Genomic DNA, 19,922 nt, shown 5'->3' on the forward strand with positions numbered 1-19,922 from the left:
CCGTGGCGTCCTTCTTCCCACATGATCCCGGTAGCCGCCCTGGAGGTCCCGTGGTACAGGCGTACATCCTGATCCAGACCGAGGTCGGCAAGGCCTCCGCAGTGGCAGAGGTGATTGCGAAGATTCCCGGCGTCCTGCAGGCCGAGGACGTCACCGGACCCTATGACGTGATCGTGCGGGCGCAGGCCGACACCGTGGACGAGCTGGGCCGCATGGTGGTCGCCAAGGTCCAGCAAGTGGAAGGCATCACGCGTACGCTCACCTGCCCGGTGGTCCATCTCTAGCTCCCCCGTATGCTCGGCCGGTGATGTCTGCGCGCCGCCGGCACCTGGCCCTGCCCGTGCTCACCGTCCTGTTCGCGGCGGTGGGCTGTTCTTCGTCGGATGTTGCGGTGCCCTCCCCGCAGAGCGGGGCGGCGCGCCACTGCCGGGCGCTCCACAAGGAGTTGCCGAAGACCGTGGACGGTCTGCGGCGGGGTACCGCCGAGCCCGTCTCCGACTTCACTGCCATATGGGGTGATCCTGCCGTGACACTGCGCTGTGGGGTGGGCAAGCCCGACGTCCTGACGTACGGGAGTGAACATTACAACCCCACGGCGGACGCGGCGGTGGTCGACGGCGTCCAGTGGCTGTTCGAGAAGCAGGACGACGGCTACCGCTTCACGACCGTGCTGCGCACGGCGTATGTCGAGGTGAGCGTGCCGGGGACGTACGCCCCGGAGGTCGATGTGCTCACCGACCTCGCGGGCGCCGTCAAGAAGACCGTTCCAGAGGGCGTCTAGGGCCCGCTCAGCGCAGTCCCGTGGAGCGGGTTAGCGCCGCCTGGAGCAGGCGGTCGATCAGCTCGGGGTAGCTCACGCCGCTCTCCTGCCACATCCGCGGGTACATCGAGATGGGCGTGAAGCCGGGCAGCGTATTGATCTCGTTGATCACGAACTCGCCGTTGTCCTGCAGGAAGAAGTCCGCGCGCACCAGGCCCTCGCAGGACGCCGCCTCGAAGGCCGCGACGGCAAGTTCCTGGACCTTCGCGGTCTGCTCGGCGGTCAGCGGGGCCGGCACGATGCCGTCGGCCGAGTCGATGTACTTGGCCTCGAAGTCGTAGAAGTCGTGCGCGGTGACCGGCGGGATCTCGGCCGGCACGCTGGCCCGCGGGCCGTCCTCGAACTCCAGCACCCCGCACTCGATCTCGCGGCCGCTCAGCAGCGACTCGACGAGGATCTTGGGGTCGTGCTGCCGGGCCTCCTCGACGGCCTTGTCCAGGTCCGCGGGGTCGTTGACCTTGGTGATGCCCATGGAGGAGCCGGCGCGGGCGGGCTTCACGAAGAGCGGCCAGCCGTGCTCGGCGGCGAAGTCCATGATCTTCTTGCGGGCGGCCGCGGGGTCGTTGTCCCACTCACGGGGGCGGATGACCTCGTACGGGCCGACCGGCAGCCCGAAGGAGGCGAACACCCGCTTCATGTAGTCCTTGTCCTGGCCGACGGCGGAGGCGAGGACGCCCGCGCCGACGTAGGGGATGCCGGAGAGCTCCAGCAGGCCCTGGAGGGTGCCGTCCTCGCCGTAGGGGCCGTGCAGGACGGGGAAGACGACGTCGACCTCGCCGAGTGCCTTGGGCACCGAGCCGGGCTCGCTGTAGACGATCTCGCGGTTGGTCGGGTCGACCGGGAGGACGACCGCCCCGTCGGTGGACTCGGCGAGTGCGGCCACGGTGGGCAGCTGCCGGTCCGCGATGGCCATCCGCTCGGGGGCGTCGGCGGTCAGCGCCCAGCGCCCGTCGGTGGTGATGCCGATGGGCAGCACGTCGTACTTCTCGCGGTCGATGGCGCGCAGGACGGCGCCGGCGGTGACCACGGAGATGGCGTGCTCGGAGCTGCGGCCACCGAAGACGACGGCGACGCGGGGCTTGTGGGAGGAGGTCTGGCTGCTCATAACGCGTTGAGAGTACCTGCTGAGGAGGCGCACGTCAGTGCTGCAGCGCCGGTCGTACCACAGCAACCGGCAACGGCTCCTGCCCCGGTCCACCACGCCGCGGGTTAACGTTCCGGCTTGGCGGTGCGCGACATCAGATCCTTGAGGGCGACCATCGGCGGCTTGCCTCCGTGGACGATGTCCACGACCGTCTCGGTCAGCGGCATGTCGACGCCGTGCCGGCGGGCCAGATCCAGCACGGACTCGCACGACTTGACGCCCTCGGCGGTCTGCTTGGTGACCGCGATGGTCTCCTCCAGCGTCATGCCGCGGCCGAGGTTGGTGCCGAAGGTGTTGTTGCGCGACAGCGGCGAGGAGCAGGTGGCGACGAGGTCGCCCATGCCGGCCAGGCCCGCGAAGGTGTGCGCGTCTGCGCCCATGGCGAGGCCGAGGCGGGTGGTCTCGGCCAGGCCCCGGGTGATCAGGGAGGCCTTGGCGTTGTCGCCCAGGCCCATGCCGGTGGCGATGCCGACGGCGAGCGCGATGACGTTCTTGACGGCGCCGCCCAGTTCGCAGCCGACGACGTCGGTGTTGGTGTACGGGCGGAAGTACGGGGTGTGGCAGGCGGTCTGCAGCCGCCGGGCGACCGCTTCGTCGGCGCAGGCGACGACGGCGGCGGCGGGCTGGCGGGCGGCGATCTCCTTGGCGAGGTTGGGTCCGGTCAGCACCGCGACACGTTCCGCGGGGACCTTGGCGACCTCTTCGATGACCTCGCTCATCCGCTTGGCGGTGCCCAGTTCGACGCCCTTCATCAGGGAGACCAGGACCGTGTCGGCGGGCAGCAGGGGTGCCCATTCGGTGAGGTTGGCGCGCAGCGTCTGCGAGGGGACGGCAAGGACGGTGAAGTCCGCGTCGCGGGCCGCTTCCGCCGGGTCCGTGGTGGCCCGTACGGACTCGGGGAGCTCGACCCCGGGCAGGTAGTCCGGGTTGGTGCGGCCGTTGTTGATGGCGTCGGCGAGGGCGGCGCGGCGCCCCCACAGGGTCACCTCGCATCCCGCGTCGGCGAGGACCATCGCGAATGCGGTGCCCCAGGACCCCGTGCCGTAGACGGCGCAGCGCGTCACTTGCCTTCATCCTCCTGTGCCTGCTGGGTGCTTCCGGCGCGCTGCGTACCGACGACGGCCCCGCCGCTGCCGGGCTCCATGAGGGCGTCCGAGGCGGCCTTGGCGGCCTCGCGGGCGGCGCGGCGCTCGCGGGCGATGGCCTTGCGGTAGTCGTACGGTTCGGCGGGCGCGGGCTCGCCGCGGACCTCGGCCAGCTGCTCGGTGATCGCGGCCATGATGGCCTGGGTGACGGCGCGCAGCACCTCGGCGGTGGGTTCCTTGCCGTAGAACTCGCTCAGGTCGACCGGCGGTCCCGCCTTGACCTTGAGGGTCTTGCGCGGGAAGAGCTGGAGCTTGTTCTCCTTGGCGTACGGCGGCATCGCCGCATTCGCACCCCACTGGGCGACGGGAATGACCGGGGCCTTGGTCAGCAACGCGACGCGTGCGGCACCGGTCTTGCCCTGCATGGGCCACATGTCGGGGTCGCGGGTGAGGGTGCCCTCGGGGTAGAAGGCGACGCATTCGCCCTTGTCGATCGCGGCGACGGCGGCCCGGAACGCGGTGGCCGCGTCGGTGGTTTCCCGGTAGACGGGGATCTGGCCGGTGCCGCGCATCATCAGGCCGACAAAGCCGCTCTTGAAGAGACCGGACTTGGCGAGGAATCGCGGGACCCGCCCGGTGTTGTACTGATAGTGCGCATAGGAGAGCGGATCGAGATACGAGTTGTGGTTGACCGCGGTGATAAATCCGCCGTCGGCCGGAATGTGCTCCATTCCGTGCCAGTCCCGCTTGAACAGAACCAAGAGCGGCGGTTTGCAGATGACCGCGGCCAAGCGGTACCAGAAGCCGATTCTGCGGCGGGACACTTGGACACCCTCCTTGTGGGGACCTGTGAAGCTGCGCCGGGCCGGCAGCCGCACAAGTGTCGCTCCAGGTACCCGCTATGTCGAGAACACCGTAACCCCGCCGCTGTCGAACGGCGGCGAGTGCGGGTGAGAATGATGCCGATGCGAAGTGACGGAGCAGTTAGCGCGGCGGACGCGGCCTGGAGCCTGGTGGTGCCGCTGAAACCGCTGGTGCGGGCCAAAAGCAGGCTCTCCCGGGCCGCCGGTGAGCAGTTCCGGCCGCAGTTCGCCCTCGCATTCGCCCTGGACACCGTGGCCGCGGCGCTGGCCTGCGCCGACGTGCGCGATGTGGCGGTTGTCACGGACGACGAGGTGGCCGGGGAGCACCTGGCGGCCCTGGGGGCGCGCATCGTGCCCGACACTCCGGCCCGCGGGCTCAACGCGGCGCTGGCGCACGGCGCGGCGGCGGTTCGGGCGCGCCGCCCCGGGGCTCCGGTCGCGGCGCTGAACGCCGACCTTCCGGCGTTGCGTCCGGCCGAGCTGGAACTGGTGCTCCATTCCGCCGCGCTATTTCCCCGCGCATTTCTCGCGGATGCAGCGGATATCGGGACAACACTTCTCTGTGCGACTTCCGGAGTGGAATTGGCACCGGCTTTCGGTGGTGCTTCGCGGGCCCGTCACCTGGCGTCCGGGGCGCGGGAGATCACCGCGCTGGACGTGCCGTCGGTGCGGCGGGACGTGGACACCGGTGAGGATCTGCGGGCGGCGCTGGCGCTGGGCGTGGGTCCGTACACGGCGCGACAGGTGCCGCAGCAGGCGTTCGGCGCCCCGGCGGGGCCCAAAGGGCTGCCGCCGGAGGTCAGAGCGTCTGGAGCGTGATGAGCACGATCCGGCGGCCGTCGCCCTTGCCGGCGTCGGCACCGTCGCTCCCGCCCGCCTCATTCGCGTCATCCGCGAACTCGATGCGTACGCGCTGACCGGGGCGCAGCAGCCGCAGCCCGCCCGCGTCGAACGCCGCCGCGTCGAAGGGGAGCGGGGTGCCGTCGTCCAGCAGCACGCTGCCGGAGCGGGTGGTCTCGTCGTAGGTGTACGCGGTGGCCTGCATGGCGGAAAGCCTAGTTCAGGGCCTTGTCCGTGAACGCACCGCGGGCCGGGCTCCCCGAAGGGAGACCGGCCCGACGCCTGGCGTCGCCGCTGCTTAGCGCTTGCGGGCGGTGGTCTTCTTGGCGGTGGTCTTGCGCGCCGTGGCCTTCTTGGCGGGCGCCTTCTTCGCCGTCGCCTTCTTGGCGGGGGCAGTCTTCTTGGCCGTGGCCTTCTTGGCAGTGGCCTTCTTGGCCGTCGTCGCCTTCTTGGCGGCGGTCTTCGTGGCGGTGGCCTTCTTGGCCGTCGTCGCCTTCTTCGCGGTGGCCTTCTTGGCGGCGGCGGTCTTCTTCACCGCGGCCTTCTTCGCCGTCACCTTCTTCGCGGCGGCCTTCTTCGCGGTGGCCTTCTTGGCGGCGGCCTTCTTGATGGCCGCACCGCCGGTAAGGCTGCCCTTGGGGGCCTTCTTGACGGAGACCTCGCCGCCCTTGGGGAGCTTCTTCGAGCCGCTCACCAGGTCCTTGAAGCCCTGACCGGCGCGGAAACGCGGCACCGAGGTCTTCTTGACCCGCACGCGCTCACCCGTCTGCGGGTTGCGCGCATAGCGGGCGGGGCGGTCGACCTTCTCGAACGAGCCGAATCCGGTGACCGAAACACGGTCGCCGCCGACAACTGCACGGACGACTGCGTCCAGTACCGCGTCAACCGCTTCCGCGGCGTTCTGGCGGCCGCCGAGCTTGTCGGCAATGGCTTCTACGAGCTGCGCCTTGTTCACGTCTTCCCCTTCGGAGACATTGCTGGAACGAAAGTTTCCAAGCTTTTTCGCACGTTAGGCAGATACATACCGCAAATCAAACACGAAACGGGCTAATCACCCTTGTGCCGCAACAAACTCGACCTTCACGGACTTCCGTCGCGGTGTGCATCTTCGGGATAACGACCTTCGTCGAGGTCTTCCATGAACCACTCCAGACGCCTTGCCGCGTCCGCAAGATCGTGTTTAGCCGCGGCCGTGATGACAAGCAGCTTCCGGGTCAGCGCCATCCGTACGCCCTCCGGGACTTGCAGTGTCCGCACTCTTGCGTGTGCGTCCTTGAGTCGGTCGGCGACGAAACCGTAGAGCTCGAGTTGGCCGTCGCGTTCCATGCGCTAATTGTGCCATCTGCGGCGAGTTGTCGCTTCACGGGGCCTCAACAGTCGCCCTGACAAGCGAATGCGCCCCCTGCCAACTGCACAGGGGGCGCATCGTACGCAATAACGCTTTGAGCCAAAAACCCGAGGTCAGACCTCGAGGGTACGCGGTTTGAACGACGGGCGATTCGCCTCGTACGTCACGATGGACGACTCCTCCCGAAGGGTGAGGCTGATGTCGTCCAGCCCCTCCAGGAGCCGCCAACGGGCGTTCTCGTCCAGCTCGAAGTCGGCGGTGATGCCTTCGGCCCGCACCTGCCGGGCGACCAGGTCGACGGTCACCTCGGCGGCCGGGTCGGCCTCCACCAGCTTCTGGAGCCGGTCGACGGTCTCCTGCGGCAGGACCACCGTCAGCAGACCGTTCTTGAGGGAGTTACCGCGGAAGATGTCCGCGAACCGCGAGGAGATGACGGCCTTGAAGCCGTAGTTCTGCAGCGCCCACACGGCGTGCTCGCGCGAGGAGCCGGTGCCGAAGTCGGGGCCCGCCACCAGGACGGTGGCGCCCTTGTACCGCTCCTGGTTGAGAACGAACTCCGGGTCCTTGCGCCAGGCCTCGAACAGCCCGTCCTCGAAGCCGTCGCGGGTGACCTTCTTCAGCCAGTGGGCCGGGATGATCTGGTCGGTGTCGACGTTGCTGCGGCGCAGCGGGACGGCCCGGCCGGTGTGGGTGGTGAAAGCTTCCATGGTTCAGACTCCCGCGGGCGTGGCGACGGCGACGTCGGACAGGTCGGCCGGTGAGGCCAGATGGCCGAGAACCGCCGTTGCGGCGGCCACCTGCGGCGAGACCAGGTGGGTGCGGCCGCCCTTGCCCTGGCGGCCCTCGAAGTTGCGGTTGGAGGTGGACGCGGAGCGCTCACCGGGCGCCAGCTGATCGGGGTTCATGCCCAGACACATCGAGCAGCCCGCGTGCCGCCATTCGGCGCCCGCCGCGGTGAAGACCTTGTCCAGGCCCTCGGCGACGGCCTCCAGGGAGACCCGGACCGAGCCGGGCACGATCAGCATCCGTACACCCTCGGCGACCTTACGGCCCTCCAGGATGGACGCCGCCGAGCGCAGGTCCTCGATACGGCCGTTGGTGCATGAACCTACGAAGACGGTGTCCACGGCGATCTCGCGCAGCGGCTGCCCCGCCGTCAACCCCATGTATTCCAGGGCCTTTTCGGCGGCGAAGCGCTCCGAGGCGTCCTCGTACGAAGCCGGGTCGGGGACGCTCGCCGAAAGCGGCGCACCCTGGCCCGGGTTGGTGCCCCAGGTGACGAACGGCGACAGCGCGGCGGCGTCGATGTGCACCTCGGCGTCGAAGACCGCGTCGTCGTCCGTGCGCAGGGTCTTCCAGTACGCGACCGCGGCGTCCCAGTCCTCGCCCTCGGGGGCGTGGTCGCGGCCCTGCAGGTAGTCGAAGGTGGTCCTGTCGGGGGCGATCATGCCCGCCCGCGCACCGGCCTCGATCGACATGTTGCAGATGGTCATCCGGGCTTCCATCGACAGCTTCTCGATGGCCGGGCCGCGGTATTCCAGGACGTAGCCCTGGCCGCCGCCGGTGCCGATCTTGGCGATGATCGCCAGGATGAGGTCCTTGGCGGTGACGCCTTCGGGCAGCTCGCCGTCGACGGTGATCGCCATGGTCTTGAAGGGGGCCAGCGGCAGCGTCTGGGTGGCCAGGACGTGCTCGACCTGGCTGGTGCCGATGCCGAACGCCAGGGCGCCGAAGGCTCCGTGGGTGGAGGTGTGGCTGTCACCGCAGACCACGGTGGTGCCGGGCTGGGTCAGGCCCAACTGCGGTCCCACCACGTGGACAACACCCTGCTCGACATCGCCGAGCGGGTGCAGCCGGACGCCGAACTCCGCACAGTTCTTGCGCAGCGTCTCCAGCTGGGTGCGCGAGACCGGGTCGGCGATGGGCTTGTCGATGTCGAGGGTGGGGGTGTTGTGGTCCTCGGTGGCGATGGTCAGGTCCGTACGGCGCACCTGGCGGCCGGCCTTGCGGAGGCCGTCGAACGCCTGCGGGCTGGTGACCTCGTGCAGCAGGTGCAGATCGATGAAGAGGAGGTCGGGCTCGCCTTCCGCGCGCCGGACGACATGGTCGTCCCAGACCTTCTCCGCGAGTGTCCGTCCCATCGCTTTCCCTCCGACCGGCCGCTTTGCCGGCACTTACTCGTCTGTGCGCGATGCCCGCAAAAATCCCCTTGACGGGCCTGACGCCGGGCCCTGGTCGAGGGCCACATCTACAGATTGACGACTTCCCTGGAAAATTGAACTTGCGTTTCACAGTGTGAGACGCGAGTATCGTTGCATGGACAACTCTAGCGGCGTCGGCGTTCTCGACAAGGCGGCTCTCGTATTGAGCGCTCTGGAGTCCGGTCCGGCCACCCTCGCCGGGCTGGTCGCGGCGACAGGGCTTGCACGACCCACGGCCCACCGGCTGGCCGTGGCTCTGGAACACCACCGGATGGTGGCGAGGGACATGCAGGGCCGGTTCATCCTGGGCCCCCGGCTCTCCGAGCTGGCCGCGGCGGCCGGCGAGGACCGCCTGCTGGCCACGGCGGGACCGGTACTGACCCACTTGCGCGATGTGACGGGCGAGAGCGCCCAGCTCTATCGCCGGCAGGGCGATATGCGTATCTGTGTGGCGGCGGCGGAACGGCTGTCCGGACTGCGGGACACCGTCCCGGTCGGCTCCACGCTCCCCATGAAGGCGGGCTCGGCCGCCCAGATCCTGATGGCCTGGGAGGAGCCCGAGCGGCTGCACCGCGGCCTGCAGGGTGCCCGCTTCACGGCCACCGCCCTGTCCGGCGTACGGCGCCGCGGCTGGGCCCAGTCGATCGGCGAGCGCGAGCCCGGCGTGGCGTCCGTCTCCGCGCCCGTACGCGGCCCCTCCAACCGCGTGGTGGCCTCCGTGTCCGTCTCCGGCCCCATCGAGCGCCTGACCCGCCACCCGGGCCGGATGCACGCCCAGGCGGTCATCGACGCGGCCGCCCGCCTCTCGGAGGGCCTGCGGCGTACTGGCTGAGGCCACACTCCGCGGCGGGGCGGCCCGAGGCGGGAGCCCCGCACCGGCCGACAACAGCGGCCGGCCCCGTACGGATCATCCCTACGGGGCCGGCCGCTGCTTTTCCGCTCAGGCCGCCAGCCGCTCCGCGGCCCTCTCGCCGCGGCCCCCGACCGGCACGATTCCCAGGGCCTTGCCCAGCCCGAACTCCGGCATATTGACGTAGATGCTCTCGTACGAGCCCGCCGGCACCACATAGGTCTCGTGCCAGATGCCGACCTTGCCGCGCCCCGACCGCACCCGCCGATTGAACGCCGCCCAGGCCGGCCGGTGCTCGCCGCCCTGGTCGGCGGCGTAGGCCAGCAGCTTCTCCTTCGACTCCCAGTACTGCAGGAGCGTGGAGGTCCGCGACAGCCCCGGCACGAACCGGTAGCCGAGCACCCCGCGCCCCCGGTCCCGCGCCAGCTCCTTGATCATCGGCGGCATCGCCAGGAACACCGGCAGCCAACTGCGCACCGCCCACCAGCTGTTGACCCGCATCCCGATGAGGAAGACCACCACCTCCCCGTCACCGTCCGCCGTCATCCGCCCCGGTACCGGCTTCTCACTCATGACAACCCCCATCATCCGTGACCCGTCGTTGGATAGCGTTGCTATCCATGCTTGGATAGTGACACTCTCCAATGGGTAGCGCAAGCGGAAAGGAGCACCGGACATGCGACTGGCGGAGCTGAGCGAGCGCAGCGGGGTGCCCACCCCCACGATCAAGTACTACCTACGTGAGCGGCTGCTGCCGCCGGGCCGCCGGATCACCGCCACCCAGTCCGAGTACGGCGAGGAGCATCTGCGCCGGCTGCGGCTGGTCCGGGCCCTGATCCAGGTCGGCCGCATCCCGGTGACCACCGCCCGCGAGGTGCTGGCCGCCATCGAGGACGATTCGCTCAACCACCACCACCGGCTGGGCGCGGCCGTCCAGGCACTCCCCCACGGCCCGGAGCCCGACGAGGCGGACCCCGCGACCGCCGCCGCCCGGCACACCGCCACCGAGCTGCTGGAAACCCTCGACTGGCGCTTCAATCTCGAAGTCACGGCCGTCTCGCGCCACTTCGGCATGCTCGTCGCCGCCGTCGCGGCGCTGCACCGCCTCGGCTATGCCTGCGACACCGCGCATCTGCTGCCGTACGCCCGCCAGGCCGAGCAGCTGGCCGTCGTCGATCTGGACCTGGTCGAGGAATTCCGGACGCCCGAGGAGCAGGTGGAGGCGGCCGTGGCCTTCACGGTGCTGTACGAGCCCGTGCTGCTGAGCCTGCGCCGCCTGGCGGAGGCGGAGGAGTCCAACCGGCGCTTCGGCACCGGCGGTTGAACGCGAGAAGGCCCCCCGCATGATGCGGGGGGCCTTCTTCTCTGTACCCCCGACCGGATTCGAACCGGCGCTACCGCCTTGAGAGGGCGGCGTGCTAGGCCGCTACACAACGGGGGCAAGTTTTCCTGCAGTTGAGCCTGTCACGAGGACAGGCTGCGCTGGGCTACCAGGACTCGAACCTAGACTAAATGAACCAGAATCACTCGTGCTGCCAATTACACCATAGCCCATGGTGGTTTAGACCAGTACCCCCGACCGGATTCGAACCGGCGCTACCGCCTTGAGAGGGCGGCGTGCTAGGCCGCTACACAACGGGGGCCCTAGCGATCCTCAACGTCGTCACATCCGGGAGCGACCCGAAGGAGACGGAGTGAAAGGATCTGTACCCCCGACCGGATTCGAACCGGCGCTACCGCCTTGAGAGGGCGGCGTGCTAGGCCGCTACACAACGGGGGCTTTGCAGATAAGCTCTGCGAGCTGGCCTACCAGGACTCGAACCTAGACTAACTGAACCAGAATCAGTCGTGCTGCCAATTACACCATAGGCCATCAAAGCGCAACCCCCGGCAGGGGGTTTTATTTTGACTTGCGCTTCCCGGCCGGACCTCTCGGCCCTCTCGGGCGGCGCAGGAAGAACATTACCTGATCGTGGACGGCGCACCAAAACCGATAACTCCGCGCAACAGCTCGGGGAGCTCGGCCAGGCTCGCGATCCGCCGCACGCCAGGCGGCGGCTCCTCGCCGCCGTCCGTACGGTCCAGCCATACGGCCGTCAGTCCGGCGTCCCGGGCGCCGAGCGCGTCGATGTCGAGCCGGTCGCCGACGTAGACCACCTCCTGCGGCGGCAGGCCGAGCGCCTCGCAGGCGGCCGTGAACGCCTCGGGAGCGGGCTTGGCATGCCCCAGCTCATCGGCGCACAGCACCGCCTCGAAGTGCGCACGGATGCCCAGGGCGGTCAGCTTGCGCTCCTGATTGGCGGTCCCGGAATTGGACAGCACCGCCTGCCGCACCAGCGGTGCCAGCGCTTCCAGGGCGGGCACGGAGTCCGGGAAGAGCACCCAGGACGCTTCGTAGTACGCGATGTACCGCCCGAACCAGGCGTCCGCCTCGTCGTCCGACAGCTCGAGGCCCAGGAAGGTCCGGGCGCGCGCCCTGCGGTGGTCGAGGAACCCCACCTCGCCGGCGAGAAAGCGGGCGAACTCGGTCTCCATGGCGTTGCGCCAGCGCGCCAGCGCCGCCTCCTCGCCGCCGTACGCGGCCACCAGGCCCTCGGCCTCCAGGTGACGCAGCGCGCCGGTGCGGTCCGACCCGGTGTAGTCGAAGAGGGTGTCGTCGAGGTCCCAGAGGACGGCGTGGACGGTCATGTCTGCAATGTAGCGAGCGGGCACGCGAAGGGCCCGGAAACCGTGGTTTCCGGGCCCTGGGGGACGCGTACGGGATCAGCCCGCCAGCTTGGCCAGAGCTGCGTCGATACGGGCGATGGTGCGGTCCTTGCCCAGGATCTCCAGGGACTCGAAGAGGGGCAGACCGACCGTGCGGCCGGTGACGGCGACGCGGACCGGGGCCTGGGCCTTGCCGAGCTTGAGGCCGTGCTCCTCGCCGGCGGCCAGGACGGCGGCCTTGAGGGGCTCGGGGCCGGCCGACCACTCGGCTTCGACGAGCTTGGCGCGGGCGGTGGTGAGGAGGGCCGCCGGGTCGCCCTTCATGGCCTTGGTCCAGGACGCCTCGTCCTCGACGGGCTCCTTGCGGAAGAGGAAGTCGACGTTGGCGGTGATGTCGGAGAGGACCGTGAGGCGGGTCTGGGCGTGCGGGGCGATGGCTTCCCAGGCGGCCTGGTCGAAGTCCTCGGGGGCCCAGTTGGCGTGCGGGGCCTTCAGCCAGGGCTCGCAGGCCTCGGTGAAGGCCTTCACGTCCAGCTGCCGGATGTGGTCGGCGTTGATCGCCTCGGCCTTCTTCAGGTCGAAGCGGGCCGGGTTGGCGTTGACGTCCGCGATGTCGAACTTCTCGATCAGCTGGGCGATGGAGAAGATGTCCTGGTCGGCCGAGAAGGACCAGCCGAGCAGCGCAAGGTAGTTGAGCAGGCCCTCGGGCAGGAAGCCGCGCTCGCGGTAGAGGTTGAGGTTGGCCTGGGGGTCGCGCTTGGAGAGCTTCTTGTTGCCCTCGCCCATGACGTAGGGGAGATGGCCGAAGGACGGGATCGCGGGCGCGATGCCGAGGTCGATCAGGGCCTTGTAGAGGGCGATCTGGCGGGGGGTGGAGGAGAGCAGGTCCTCGCCGCGCAGGACGTGGGTGATCCCCATCAGGGCGTCGTCGACGGGGTTGACCAGGGTGTACAGCGGGGCGCCGTTGGCGCGGACGATGCCGTAGTCCGGGACGTTGTCCTGGGTGAAGGTCAGCTCGCCGCGCACCAGGTCGGTGAAGGTGATCGGCTCGTCGGGCATCCGGAAGCGGACGATGGAGGTGCGGCCCTCCGCCTCGTACGCGCTCTTCTGCCCGTCGGTCAGCTCGCGGCAGGTGCCGTCGTAGCCGGAGGGCTTGCCGGCCTTGCGGGCGGCGTCCCGGCGCTCGTCCAGCTCCTCGGCGGTGCAGTAGCAGTGGTACGCGTGCCCGGCGGCCAGGAGCTTGTCGGCGACGTCACGGTAGATGTCCATGCGCTGCGACTGGCGGTAGGGCGCGTGCGGGCCGCCGACCTCGGGGCCCTCGTCCCAGTCGAAGCCGAGCCAGTGGAAGGACTCCAGCAGCTGGTTGTAGGACTCTTCGGAGTCGCGGGCCGCGTCGGTGTCCTCGATCCGGAAGACCAGGCTGCCCTGGTGGTGCCGTGCGTAGGCCCAGTTGAACAGGGCGGTACGGATCAGGCCCACATGGGGGTTGCCGGTCGGGGAGGGACAGAAACGGACGCGGACGGGGGTCGCGTTAGCCACGCTTGATCACCTTGTTGGTGAGAGTGCCGATGCCTTCGATGGTGACGGCGACCTCGTCGCCGACGTTGAGGGGGCCGACCCCGGCCGGGGTGCCCGTGAGGACGACGTCCCCGGGGAGCAGCGTCATCGCCTCGGTGATGTGGACGATGAGGTCCTCGATCGGACGGACCATCTCGCTGGTGCGGCCGAGCTGGCGCTGTTCGCCGTTGACGGTGCACTGGATGGTCAGGTCGCTGGGGTCGAGTTCGGTCTCGATCCAGGGGCCGAGGGGGCAGGCGCCGTCGAAGCCCTTGGCCCTGGCCCACTGCTGCTCGCGCTTTTGGATGTCCCGCGCCGTGATGTCGTTGGCGCAGGTGTAGCCGAGGATGACGTCCTTGACGCGCTCGCGTGGCACCTCACGGCACATCCGGCCGATGACGACGGCGAGCTCCGCCTCGTGGTGCACCTCCTGGGAGAAGGAGGGATACGTGACGGGGTCGCCGGGGCCGACCACGGAGGTGGAGGGCTTGAAGAAGGTGACCGGGGCGTCGGGGACGTCGTTGCCCAGTTCGGCGGCGTGTTCGGCGTAGTTGCGGCCGATGCCGACGATCTTGTTGGGCAGGGTGGGCGGCAGGAGCCGGATCTTGTCCAGGGGGACCTTCTGCCCCGAGCGCTCGAATGCGGCGAAGGGGTGTCCCTTGATGACGTCGAGTTCGTCGCCCTCGACGACGCCGAAGCCGACGTTGCCGTCGATGGAGAATCTGGCGATGCGCACGGGTGCCGCTGCCCCTCATTGATCACTGGCCGGAGTTGACACTCCAGGCTATCGCGGGGCCGCGGCCGGCCCGTGACCGTCGCTACGCCGGTACGTCCTGCTGGGGCGCGACCATCAGGACGGTGCGGCGGGGGTTGGCCGTCTGGGTGGGCAGTTCGACGGTGTGCTCCGGGGCCGTCGCGGTGGCGAGCTCCTCGGCGTCCTTCAGGTGCGCCAGGGTGGTGCGCCGCGGGTTGGCTATGTTGCGGAACATCGTCGTGGTCTTCACTGCTTCACGCCTCGCGTTGTAGTTGTCGGTGTGATCGTTTTGTGGAGGACAGGGGAAAGGGGTTGCGCCCCGTTGCCCTGTTGTTGCTGCCTTGTTGCTGTTGCGCCGTGGCCCTTGTCGTAGCGGCCCACCGTGTAAAGCGTCAGGCTAAGCGCGCCATTCCCTGCGAAGTGTGGGAGAACTCGGCGATCTTCCTGTGAGTTTGCTCACGAGGTGGGCGACAAATGCCGCATTTCCCTTGATCGTCATTCCCGAGCGAATCGGACATTGCCGGATTGAAGCGCATGTTCCGCTCTCGATCACCGCACCTGGGACAGCCCCTATAGGCGAACGACTCGCGGGGAAAAGTCCGATATTGGGCGCCGAATCCTCTACGAGTCGTCACGCCTCCCGTACATTGCGTCACCCATGTCACAGCCGACGGCTCCGCTCTTGTTGGAGATCCTGCACTGTGCTGGAATTCCACGGACCGCCGCACGTTTCAGCCGGCGCGCAGGGCGCAAGGTGGCGCCGCGCGGTGGTGCCGCTCTCTCGGCCAGAGGGAGCAGCCCGCCGGTCACTCACGACCGCCATGGGGGACTTGCGGTCCCCCACGACTCGACACCGCCCCGCCGTTCACGCGGAGGGGCGCCTGGTCCAGAGGTTGCGACGCTAGTGCAGGGACGTTTCAAGAGGGATGGCAGCGCTGCGGCGGACCCGGAGCTGCGCGGCGGTACCGACCGCGCCTCCTCGCCCCAGCCTGCCCAGAGCAATGGTGCGCCGTCCGACCGCGGCGCGGTGACGGGCGGTGACGCCACAAGCAGCGGCAAGTCCGGTGCGCCCAAGGGCGCGACCGGTCCCGGCAGCCGAATATCGCTGCGCAACTGGCGCATCAGCACCCGTCTGGTCTCCCTGCTGGCGCTCCCGGTGGTCGCGGCGACCACGCTGGGCGGCATGCGCATCGACACGTCGCTGGACAACATCGACGCGCTCGACAAGATGCAGCTGCTCACCGAGATGACGCGGCAGGCGACCGAGCTCGCCGACGCGCTCCAGGTGGAGCGGGACAAGTCGGCCGGCCCGCTGGCCGGCAGCGGCAACGCCAAGGACGACGCGAACGTGGTCGCCCCGCGCGAGGCGACCGACCGCGCCAAGCTCTCCTTCACCCAGGCGACCGGGGACATCCAGACCGAGAACACCACGATGACGGGTGTCCGGGCGACGGTCCTGGAGATCGGTCGCCAGCTCACCGACCTCAACGAGATCCGCGCCGGTGCGTACAAGGACGACAACAACGTCGCGCGGACGGTCACCGCCTACAACCAGCTGATCGATTCGCTGCTGTCGCTCTCCCAGGACATGGCGCAGGCGACCAGCAACCCGGAGATGATCCGCAGTACCCGTGCGCTGGCGGCGTTCTCGTCGGCCAAGGAGTACGCGTCGATGCAGCGCGCCCTGATCAGCGCCGGCCTCGCCCACAAGGGCGGCCCCCAGCTCTCCGCCAACGACCGGCTGGCCGGCCACACCGCCGAGGAGAACGAAAAGGCGGCCCGGGACCGGTTCGCGCAGATCTACACCAGCAAGTCCGACTCCAAGGCCGAGGACCTGACCAGCGGTCTGGACGGCAACAACGACGAGATCAAGGCCGCGGGCAACTTCGCCCACCGCTCCTTCGCCAGCAGCAGTGGCATCCGCGGCCAGGAGTTCAAGTACCTCGACTGGTACGACTCCGACTCGGTCAAGATCGCCGAGATGGGGCGGGTCGAGACCACGCTGCTGTCCGAGATGGAGCAGAAGGCCCGCGAGCTGCGCAACGAGGCGATCCAGGAGTCGATCCTCAACGGTGCGCTGATCCTGCTGGTCCTCGGCGTCTCGCTGATCGGCGCGTTCGTCGTGGCCCGGTCGATGGTCCGCTCGCTGCACCGGCTGCAGGACACCGCGCAGAGGGTCGCCCAGGACCGGCTGCCCGAGCTGGTCAAGCAGCTGTCCGAGGCCGACCCGCAGGACGTGGACACCTCCGTCGAGTCGGTCGGTGTGCACAGCCGGGACGAGATCGGCCGGGTGGCCGCGGCCTTCGACGACGTGCACCGCGAGGCGGTCCGCCTCGCCTCCGAGCAGGCGCTGCTGCGGGGCAACGTCAACGCGATGTTCACCAACCTCTCGCGCCGCTCGCAGGGCCTGATCCAGCGTCAGCTGTCGCTGATCTCCGAGCTGGAGTCCCGCGAGGCCGACCCGGACCAGCTGTCCTCGCTGTTCAAGCTGGACCACCTCGCCACCCGTATGCGCCGTAACGGTGAGAACCTCCTGGTCCTCGCCGGTGAGGAGCCGGGGCGCCGGTGGACGCGGCCGGTGCCGCTGGTCGACGTCCTGCGTGCCGCCGCCTCCGAGGTGGAGCAGTACGAGCGGATCGAGCTGAACGCCGTACCGCAGACCGAGGTCGCCGGCCGGGTCGTCAACGACCTCGTCCACCTGCTCGCCGAGCTGCTGGAGAACGCCACGTCGTTCTCCTCCCCGCAGACCAAGGTCAAGGTCACCGGTCACGCACTGCCCGACGGCCGCGTGCTGGTCGAGATCCACGACACCGGAATCGGCCTGTCCCCCGAGGACCTCTCCGCGATCAACGAGCGGCTGGCCAGCCCGCCGACCGTGGACGTCTCGGTGTCCCGGCGGATGGGTCTGTTCGTGGTCGGCCGGCTGTCGCTGCGGCACGGCATCCGTATCCAGCTGCGGCCCTCCGACTCCGGTGGCACCACCGCGCTGGTCATGCTGCCCGTCGATGTGGCGCAGGGCGGCAAGAAGCCGGCGCCGAGCACCGCCAAGAGCGGCGCCGGCGACGTCGGCGGCGCGCCCTCCAGCCGGCTCTCCGCGCTCCAGCCGCGCGGTCAGGTCGGCTCGGGCCCCTCGGCCGGGCGGCCCGCGCTGCCCGGACGCGGCGGTCCCGGTGGCGCCGGGGGCTCCGGCGGCGGTGCGGCGAGCGCCTTCGGCGGCGCGGCCGCGGCCCGCCGTACGACCCCGCCCGCACCCGGTGACACCCGCCCGGCAGCCGGCCCGCCCGGTGGCGCGCGGCCCTTGCTGCCCGCCCGCGGCGCGGACGGCGGCCAGCCCCCGACCGGCCACATGCCCACCGTCGCACCGCCCACCGGTGCGCCCCGGCGCGAGGAGCGGCCGCAGCTGCCGCCGCGCGGCCCCGCCGCCGAACTGCCCGGCGGTTCCGGCGCGGCCGGCGGCCAGGACAGTTCGCAGTCCGGCACCACGGCCTGGGGCGCCCGCCGCGACCGCGGCGCCGACGACGACTGGCCGCTGGCGCCCCGCGAGGCACAGGACCGGCCGCGTGGCCACGAGGAGCCGGAGAGCACCGGCAGCTTCGAGCGCCCCGCGCCCGGCGGCGGTCCCGCCGACACCACGGCGTTCACCCGCCCCGACTTCAACGGCCCGCCGCCCGGCGCGGACGGCGCCCAGGGCGGGCGCGGCCCGGCCGACACCACGCAGTTCACACGCCCCGGCGCCCAGGACACCGGCAGCTTCGCGCTGCCCGGTGGCGAGCGGGGTCAGGCGGGCGCGGGTGCCGGCGGTCGGGGCGAGCGCGGGACGGACCCGTACGACACCGGGCAGTTCGAGACGACCGGCCAGTACGACACCGGCCGGCTCCAGCAGCCCGACGGCAACTCCGGACGGCAGGACACCGGCAGCTTCCCGCGTCCGGACCGCGACGCGGACCCGTACGAGACCGGCCGGCACCCCGTGCAGCAGCCGCAGGACCGCGATGAGCTCGGCGGTGCGGGTGCGGGTGCGGGCTCCGGTGACGGCCGTACGCCGATCTTCGACACCATCGAGTCGAACTGGTTCAGCCACCCGGCTTCCGCCGCGGCCGGAGTGCCGCCGCAGTCGGGCGGTGCGCCGAACCCGTCGGATGCGCCGCTGATGCCGCGCCGCGGAGCCGCACAGGACGACACCGGCCCAGCAGGCCCCTCGCGCAACGCCGCGCAGGGTGCGCCCGCCGACGCCGCGTCCCAGTGGCGCAGCTCGCCCAACGACGACACCTGGCGGCAGGCGGAGCAGATCCGTCAGCCCGCCGCGGGCGGTCTCACCACCTCCGGACTGCCGCGCCGGGTACCGCGTGCGAATCTCGTCGCGGGTACGGCACAGCAGCAGGCCCCCCAGACCGGCCCGCAGGTCTCGCGTGCGCCCAGTGATGTGCGCGGGCGGCTGACCAATCTCCGCCGGGGTATCCAGCAGGGCCGGCAGGCCGGAGGGACGTCCTCCACCGGCAACCACGGCATTGTCGACCCCACACACCAGCAGGAGCGTTAGTTGAGTCCGATGAGCCAGGCGGCGCAGAACCTGAACTGGTTGATCACCAACTTCGTGGACAACACCCCCGGGGTGTCCCACACGGTGGTGGTCTCCGCGGACGGGCTGCTCCTCGCGATGTCCGAGGGCTTCCCGCGCGACCGTGCCGACCAGTTGGCGGCGGTGGCCTCCGGCCTGACCTCGCTGACGTCGGGCGCGTCCCGGATCTTCGAGGGCGGAACGGTCAACCAGACCGTCGTGGAGATGGAGCGCGGTTTCCTCTTCCTCATGTCCGTCTCGGACGGATCGTCGCTGGCCGTGCTCGCGCACCCCGAGTGCGACATCGGCCTCGTCGGTTACGAGATGGCCCTGCTGGTCGACCGCGCGGGCACCGTTCTCACGCCCGATCTCCGCGCCGAACTGCAAGGCAGCCTGCTGAACTGAGGCGTCCGCAGCGCCCCCCTGTCCAGCATTTTCACCCGCCAGTGCCGCACCCCCCACCGGCCCAACCCGACGACAGTCAGTTGTCCGCACGGAGGACCCCATGACCCCGCCACCCGCCACTTCCGGCCCGTACGGCGCCTACAGCCAAGCGCCGTACGGGAGCGAAGGTGACCAGCCGCTGGTGCGCCCTTACGCAATGGTCGGAGGGCGGACCCGGCCGCGCTACCAGCTCGCCATCGAGGCGCTGGTCAGCACGACCGCCGACCCTTCCCAGCTGCCCGGGCTGCTGCCGGAACACCAGCGGATCTGCACCCTGTGCCGTGAGGTGAAGTCGGTGGCGGAGGTCTCCGCGCTGCTGCACATCCCGCTGGGTGTGGCGCGGATCCTGGTGGCGGACCTGGCGGAGGCGGGCATGGTGGCGATCCATCAGCCCGGTGGCAGCGGTGAGGCGGGGGGCACGCCGGACGTGACCCTGCTGGAGAGGGTGCTCAGTGGACTTCGCAAGCTCTGACGGGGGCTCCGGCCAGAGCGGGGCCCGCGCCACGACATCCGCGAAGATCGTGGTGGCGGGCGGCTTCGGTGTGGGCAAGACCACATTCGTCGGCGCGGTCTCGGAGATCAACCCGCTGCGTACGGAGGCCGTGATGACCTCCGCCTCGGCGGGGATCGACGACCTCAGCCACGTCCAGGACAAGACCACGACGACCGTGGCGATGGACTTCGGCCGGATCACGCTGGACCAGGACCTGATCCTGTACCTCTTCGGTACGCCCGGTCAGGACCGCTTCTGG

General features: G+C 70.0%; 22 protein-coding genes and 5 tRNA genes. 9 read left to right on the top strand and 18 right to left on the bottom strand.

The window, feature by feature from the left end:
• The first annotated feature begins 50 nt into the window (after positions 1-50).
• Together AB0D04_RS23890 and AB0D04_RS23895 are read left to right on the top strand one after the other, a co-directional pair.
• Positions 51-284 carry an Lrp/AsnC ligand binding domain-containing protein gene (locus AB0D04_RS23890; RefSeq protein ID WP_046925812.1) on the top strand — a complete coding sequence of 78 codons (234 nt, stop codon included), beginning with the start codon at positions 51-53 and terminating at the stop codon, positions 282-284.
• Between the two features lie 23 nt (positions 285-307).
• Positions 308-781, top strand: coding sequence for a DUF3515 domain-containing protein (locus AB0D04_RS23895; RefSeq protein ID WP_362706793.1), 474 nt, complete (start codon positions 308-310; stop codon positions 779-781).
• Between the two features lie 7 nt (positions 782-788).
• On the opposite strand, the gene AB0D04_RS23900 is transcribed toward AB0D04_RS23895, so the two are convergent.
• From AB0D04_RS23900 to AB0D04_RS23910, 3 genes are all read right to left on the bottom strand, one after another.
• Positions 789-1,925, bottom strand: a complete 1,137-nt coding sequence (locus tag AB0D04_RS23900) for a D-alanine--D-alanine ligase family protein (protein ID WP_362706742.1) — start codon at positions 1,923-1,925, stop codon at positions 789-791.
• A 104-nt stretch (positions 1,926-2,029) separates the two neighbouring features.
• The gene (locus tag AB0D04_RS23905; RefSeq protein ID WP_362706745.1) at positions 2,030-3,028 is read right to left on the bottom strand and encodes an NAD(P)H-dependent glycerol-3-phosphate dehydrogenase; all 999 of its coding nucleotides are present in this window, start codon (positions 3,026-3,028) and stop codon (positions 2,030-2,032) included.
• The gene (locus AB0D04_RS23910) at positions 3,025-3,873 is read right to left on the bottom strand and encodes a lysophospholipid acyltransferase family protein (RefSeq protein ID WP_362706748.1); all 849 of its coding nucleotides are present in this window, start codon (positions 3,871-3,873) and stop codon (positions 3,025-3,027) included. Before AB0D04_RS23910 ends, AB0D04_RS23905 begins: the two co-directional genes overlap by 4 nt.
• A gap of 141 nt (positions 3,874-4,014) precedes the next feature.
• Between AB0D04_RS23910 and cofC the strand changes: the two genes are divergently transcribed.
• Complete coding sequence (cofC, locus tag AB0D04_RS23915; protein ID WP_362706750.1) at positions 4,015-4,731, top strand: 2-phospho-L-lactate guanylyltransferase; 717 nt, start codon at positions 4,015-4,017, stop codon at positions 4,729-4,731.
• Here cofC and AB0D04_RS23920 read toward each other — a convergent pair.
• The 5 genes from AB0D04_RS23920 to leuC all read right to left on the bottom strand — a co-directional run bounded on the left by AB0D04_RS23920 (position 4,712) and on the right by leuC (position 8,241).
• Positions 4,712-4,957: a hypothetical protein gene (locus AB0D04_RS23920; protein WP_362706752.1), complete on the bottom strand. Its 246-nt coding sequence runs from the start codon at positions 4,955-4,957 to the stop codon at positions 4,712-4,714. The genes cofC and AB0D04_RS23920 overlap by 20 nt on opposite strands.
• Before the next feature lie 93 nt (positions 4,958-5,050).
• Complete coding sequence (locus tag AB0D04_RS23925) at positions 5,051-5,707, bottom strand: HU family DNA-binding protein (protein ID WP_362706755.1); 657 nt, start codon at positions 5,705-5,707, stop codon at positions 5,051-5,053.
• A gap of 125 nt (positions 5,708-5,832) precedes the next feature.
• The gene (locus tag AB0D04_RS23930; protein ID WP_362706758.1) at positions 5,833-6,078 is read right to left on the bottom strand and encodes a hypothetical protein; all 246 of its coding nucleotides are present in this window, start codon (positions 6,076-6,078) and stop codon (positions 5,833-5,835) included.
• Between the two features lie 135 nt (positions 6,079-6,213).
• Positions 6,214-6,807: a 3-isopropylmalate dehydratase small subunit gene (leuD, locus tag AB0D04_RS23935; RefSeq protein WP_362706761.1), complete on the bottom strand. Its 594-nt coding sequence runs from the start codon at positions 6,805-6,807 to the stop codon at positions 6,214-6,216.
• A 3-nt stretch (positions 6,808-6,810) separates the two neighbouring features.
• On the bottom strand, positions 6,811-8,241 hold the full coding sequence (gene leuC / locus AB0D04_RS23940) for a 3-isopropylmalate dehydratase large subunit (RefSeq protein ID WP_362706764.1): 1,431 nt from the start codon (positions 8,239-8,241) through the stop codon (positions 6,811-6,813).
• Positions 8,242-8,416: 175 nt separating this feature from the next.
• On the opposite strand from leuC, the gene ndgR reads away from it, so the two are divergent.
• Positions 8,417-9,133 (top strand): IclR family transcriptional regulator NdgR, encoded by a 717-nt coding sequence (gene ndgR, locus AB0D04_RS23945; protein ID WP_030982239.1) that lies wholly within the window; start codon positions 8,417-8,419, stop codon positions 9,131-9,133.
• A 108-nt stretch (positions 9,134-9,241) separates the two neighbouring features.
• Here ndgR and AB0D04_RS23950 read toward each other — a convergent pair whose 3' ends face one another.
• Positions 9,242-9,724 (bottom strand): DUF4188 domain-containing protein, encoded by a 483-nt coding sequence (locus AB0D04_RS23950; protein ID WP_362706766.1) that lies wholly within the window; start codon positions 9,722-9,724, stop codon positions 9,242-9,244.
• Between the two features lie 103 nt (positions 9,725-9,827).
• Between AB0D04_RS23950 and AB0D04_RS23955 the strand changes: the two genes are divergently transcribed.
• A complete protein-coding gene (locus tag AB0D04_RS23955) occupies positions 9,828-10,475 on the top strand; it encodes a MerR family transcriptional regulator (protein WP_362706768.1) in 648 nt (215 codons plus the stop codon).
• 44 nt (positions 10,476-10,519) lie between these two features.
• Here AB0D04_RS23955 and AB0D04_RS23960 read toward each other — a convergent pair.
• The 9 genes from AB0D04_RS23960 to AB0D04_RS24000 form a co-directional block, all read right to left on the bottom strand.
• Positions 10,520-10,592 (bottom strand) — tRNA-Glu (locus tag AB0D04_RS23960).
• Between the two features lie 41 nt (positions 10,593-10,633).
• Positions 10,634-10,705: transfer RNA gene (locus AB0D04_RS23965), tRNA-Gln, on the bottom strand.
• A 16-nt stretch (positions 10,706-10,721) separates the two neighbouring features.
• Positions 10,722-10,794: transfer RNA gene (locus AB0D04_RS23970), tRNA-Glu, on the bottom strand.
• Between the two features lie 64 nt (positions 10,795-10,858).
• Positions 10,859-10,931 (bottom strand) — tRNA-Glu (locus AB0D04_RS23975).
• A gap of 21 nt (positions 10,932-10,952) precedes the next feature.
• Positions 10,953-11,024, bottom strand: a tRNA-Gln gene (locus AB0D04_RS23980).
• 89 nt (positions 11,025-11,113) lie between these two features.
• On the bottom strand, positions 11,114-11,839 hold the full coding sequence (locus tag AB0D04_RS23985; protein ID WP_362706770.1) for an HAD family hydrolase: 726 nt from the start codon (positions 11,837-11,839) through the stop codon (positions 11,114-11,116).
• A 75-nt stretch (positions 11,840-11,914) separates the two neighbouring features.
• Positions 11,915-13,396 (bottom strand): glutamate--tRNA ligase, encoded by a 1,482-nt coding sequence (gltX, locus tag AB0D04_RS23990; protein WP_362706773.1) that lies wholly within the window; start codon positions 13,394-13,396, stop codon positions 11,915-11,917.
• A complete protein-coding gene (locus tag AB0D04_RS23995; protein WP_362706775.1) occupies positions 13,389-14,150 on the bottom strand; it encodes a fumarylacetoacetate hydrolase family protein in 762 nt (253 codons plus the stop codon). Before AB0D04_RS23995 ends, gltX begins: the two co-directional genes overlap by 8 nt.
• A gap of 82 nt (positions 14,151-14,232) precedes the next feature.
• Positions 14,233-14,418 (bottom strand): hypothetical protein, encoded by a 186-nt coding sequence (locus AB0D04_RS24000; protein WP_362706778.1) that lies wholly within the window; start codon positions 14,416-14,418, stop codon positions 14,233-14,235.
• A gap of 654 nt (positions 14,419-15,072) precedes the next feature.
• Here AB0D04_RS24000 and AB0D04_RS24005 point away from each other — a divergent pair.
• The 4 genes from AB0D04_RS24005 to AB0D04_RS24020 all read left to right on the top strand — a co-directional run.
• Positions 15,073-18,708: a nitrate- and nitrite sensing domain-containing protein gene (locus AB0D04_RS24005; protein ID WP_362706780.1), complete on the top strand. Its 3,636-nt coding sequence runs from the start codon at positions 15,073-15,075 to the stop codon at positions 18,706-18,708.
• Positions 18,709-18,717: 9 nt separating this feature from the next.
• On the top strand, positions 18,718-19,131 hold the full coding sequence (locus AB0D04_RS24010) for a roadblock/LC7 domain-containing protein (protein WP_362706796.1): 414 nt from the start codon (positions 18,718-18,720) through the stop codon (positions 19,129-19,131).
• A 100-nt stretch (positions 19,132-19,231) separates the two neighbouring features.
• Entirely contained in the window at positions 19,232-19,642 is a 411-nt protein-coding gene (locus tag AB0D04_RS24015) for a DUF742 domain-containing protein (RefSeq protein WP_362706783.1), read from the top strand.
• Positions 19,623-19,922, top strand: a 300-nt coding sequence (locus AB0D04_RS24020) for an ATP/GTP-binding protein (RefSeq protein WP_362706785.1), incomplete at its 3' end; no start/stop codon positions are given. The genes AB0D04_RS24015 and AB0D04_RS24020, both read left to right, overlap by 20 nt.

The organism is Streptomyces sp. NPDC048483, from assembly GCF_040651455.1.
In the GTDB taxonomy this organism is placed as follows: Bacteria; Actinomycetota; Actinomycetes; order Streptomycetales; family Streptomycetaceae; genus Streptomyces.

What these genes read in the sequence shown, in the direction of transcription:
- AB0D04_RS23895 (WP_362706793.1), top strand. Translation starts at nt 308, where the DNA reads ATGTCTGCGCGCCGCCGGCACCTGGCCCTGCCCGTGCTCACCGTCCTG.
- AB0D04_RS23900 (WP_362706742.1), bottom strand. Translation starts at nt 1,925, where the DNA reads ATGAGCAGCCAGACCTCCTCCCACAAGCCCCGCGTCGCCGTCGTCTTC.
- cofC (WP_362706750.1), top strand. Translation starts at nt 4,015, where the DNA reads ATGCGAAGTGACGGAGCAGTTAGCGCGGCGGACGCGGCCTGGAGCCTG.
- AB0D04_RS23920 (WP_362706752.1), bottom strand. Translation starts at nt 4,957, where the DNA reads ATGCAGGCCACCGCGTACACCTACGACGAGACCACCCGCTCCGGCAGC.
- AB0D04_RS23930 (WP_362706758.1), bottom strand. Translation starts at nt 6,078, where the DNA reads ATGGAACGCGACGGCCAACTCGAGCTCTACGGTTTCGTCGCCGACCGA.
- leuD (WP_362706761.1), bottom strand. Translation starts at nt 6,807, where the DNA reads ATGGAAGCTTTCACCACCCACACCGGCCGGGCCGTCCCGCTGCGCCGC.
- leuC (WP_362706764.1), bottom strand. Translation starts at nt 8,241, where the DNA reads ATGGGACGGACACTCGCGGAGAAGGTCTGGGACGACCATGTCGTCCGG.
- ndgR (WP_030982239.1), top strand. Translation starts at nt 8,417, where the DNA reads ATGGACAACTCTAGCGGCGTCGGCGTTCTCGACAAGGCGGCTCTCGTA.
- AB0D04_RS23950 (WP_362706766.1), bottom strand. Translation starts at nt 9,724, where the DNA reads ATGAGTGAGAAGCCGGTACCGGGGCGGATGACGGCGGACGGTGACGGG.
- AB0D04_RS23955 (WP_362706768.1), top strand. Translation starts at nt 9,828, where the DNA reads ATGCGACTGGCGGAGCTGAGCGAGCGCAGCGGGGTGCCCACCCCCACG.
- AB0D04_RS23985 (WP_362706770.1), bottom strand. Translation starts at nt 11,839, where the DNA reads ATGACCGTCCACGCCGTCCTCTGGGACCTCGACGACACCCTCTTCGAC.
- AB0D04_RS24010 (WP_362706796.1), top strand. Translation starts at nt 18,718, where the DNA reads ATGAGCCAGGCGGCGCAGAACCTGAACTGGTTGATCACCAACTTCGTG.
- AB0D04_RS24015 (WP_362706783.1), top strand. Translation starts at nt 19,232, where the DNA reads ATGACCCCGCCACCCGCCACTTCCGGCCCGTACGGCGCCTACAGCCAA.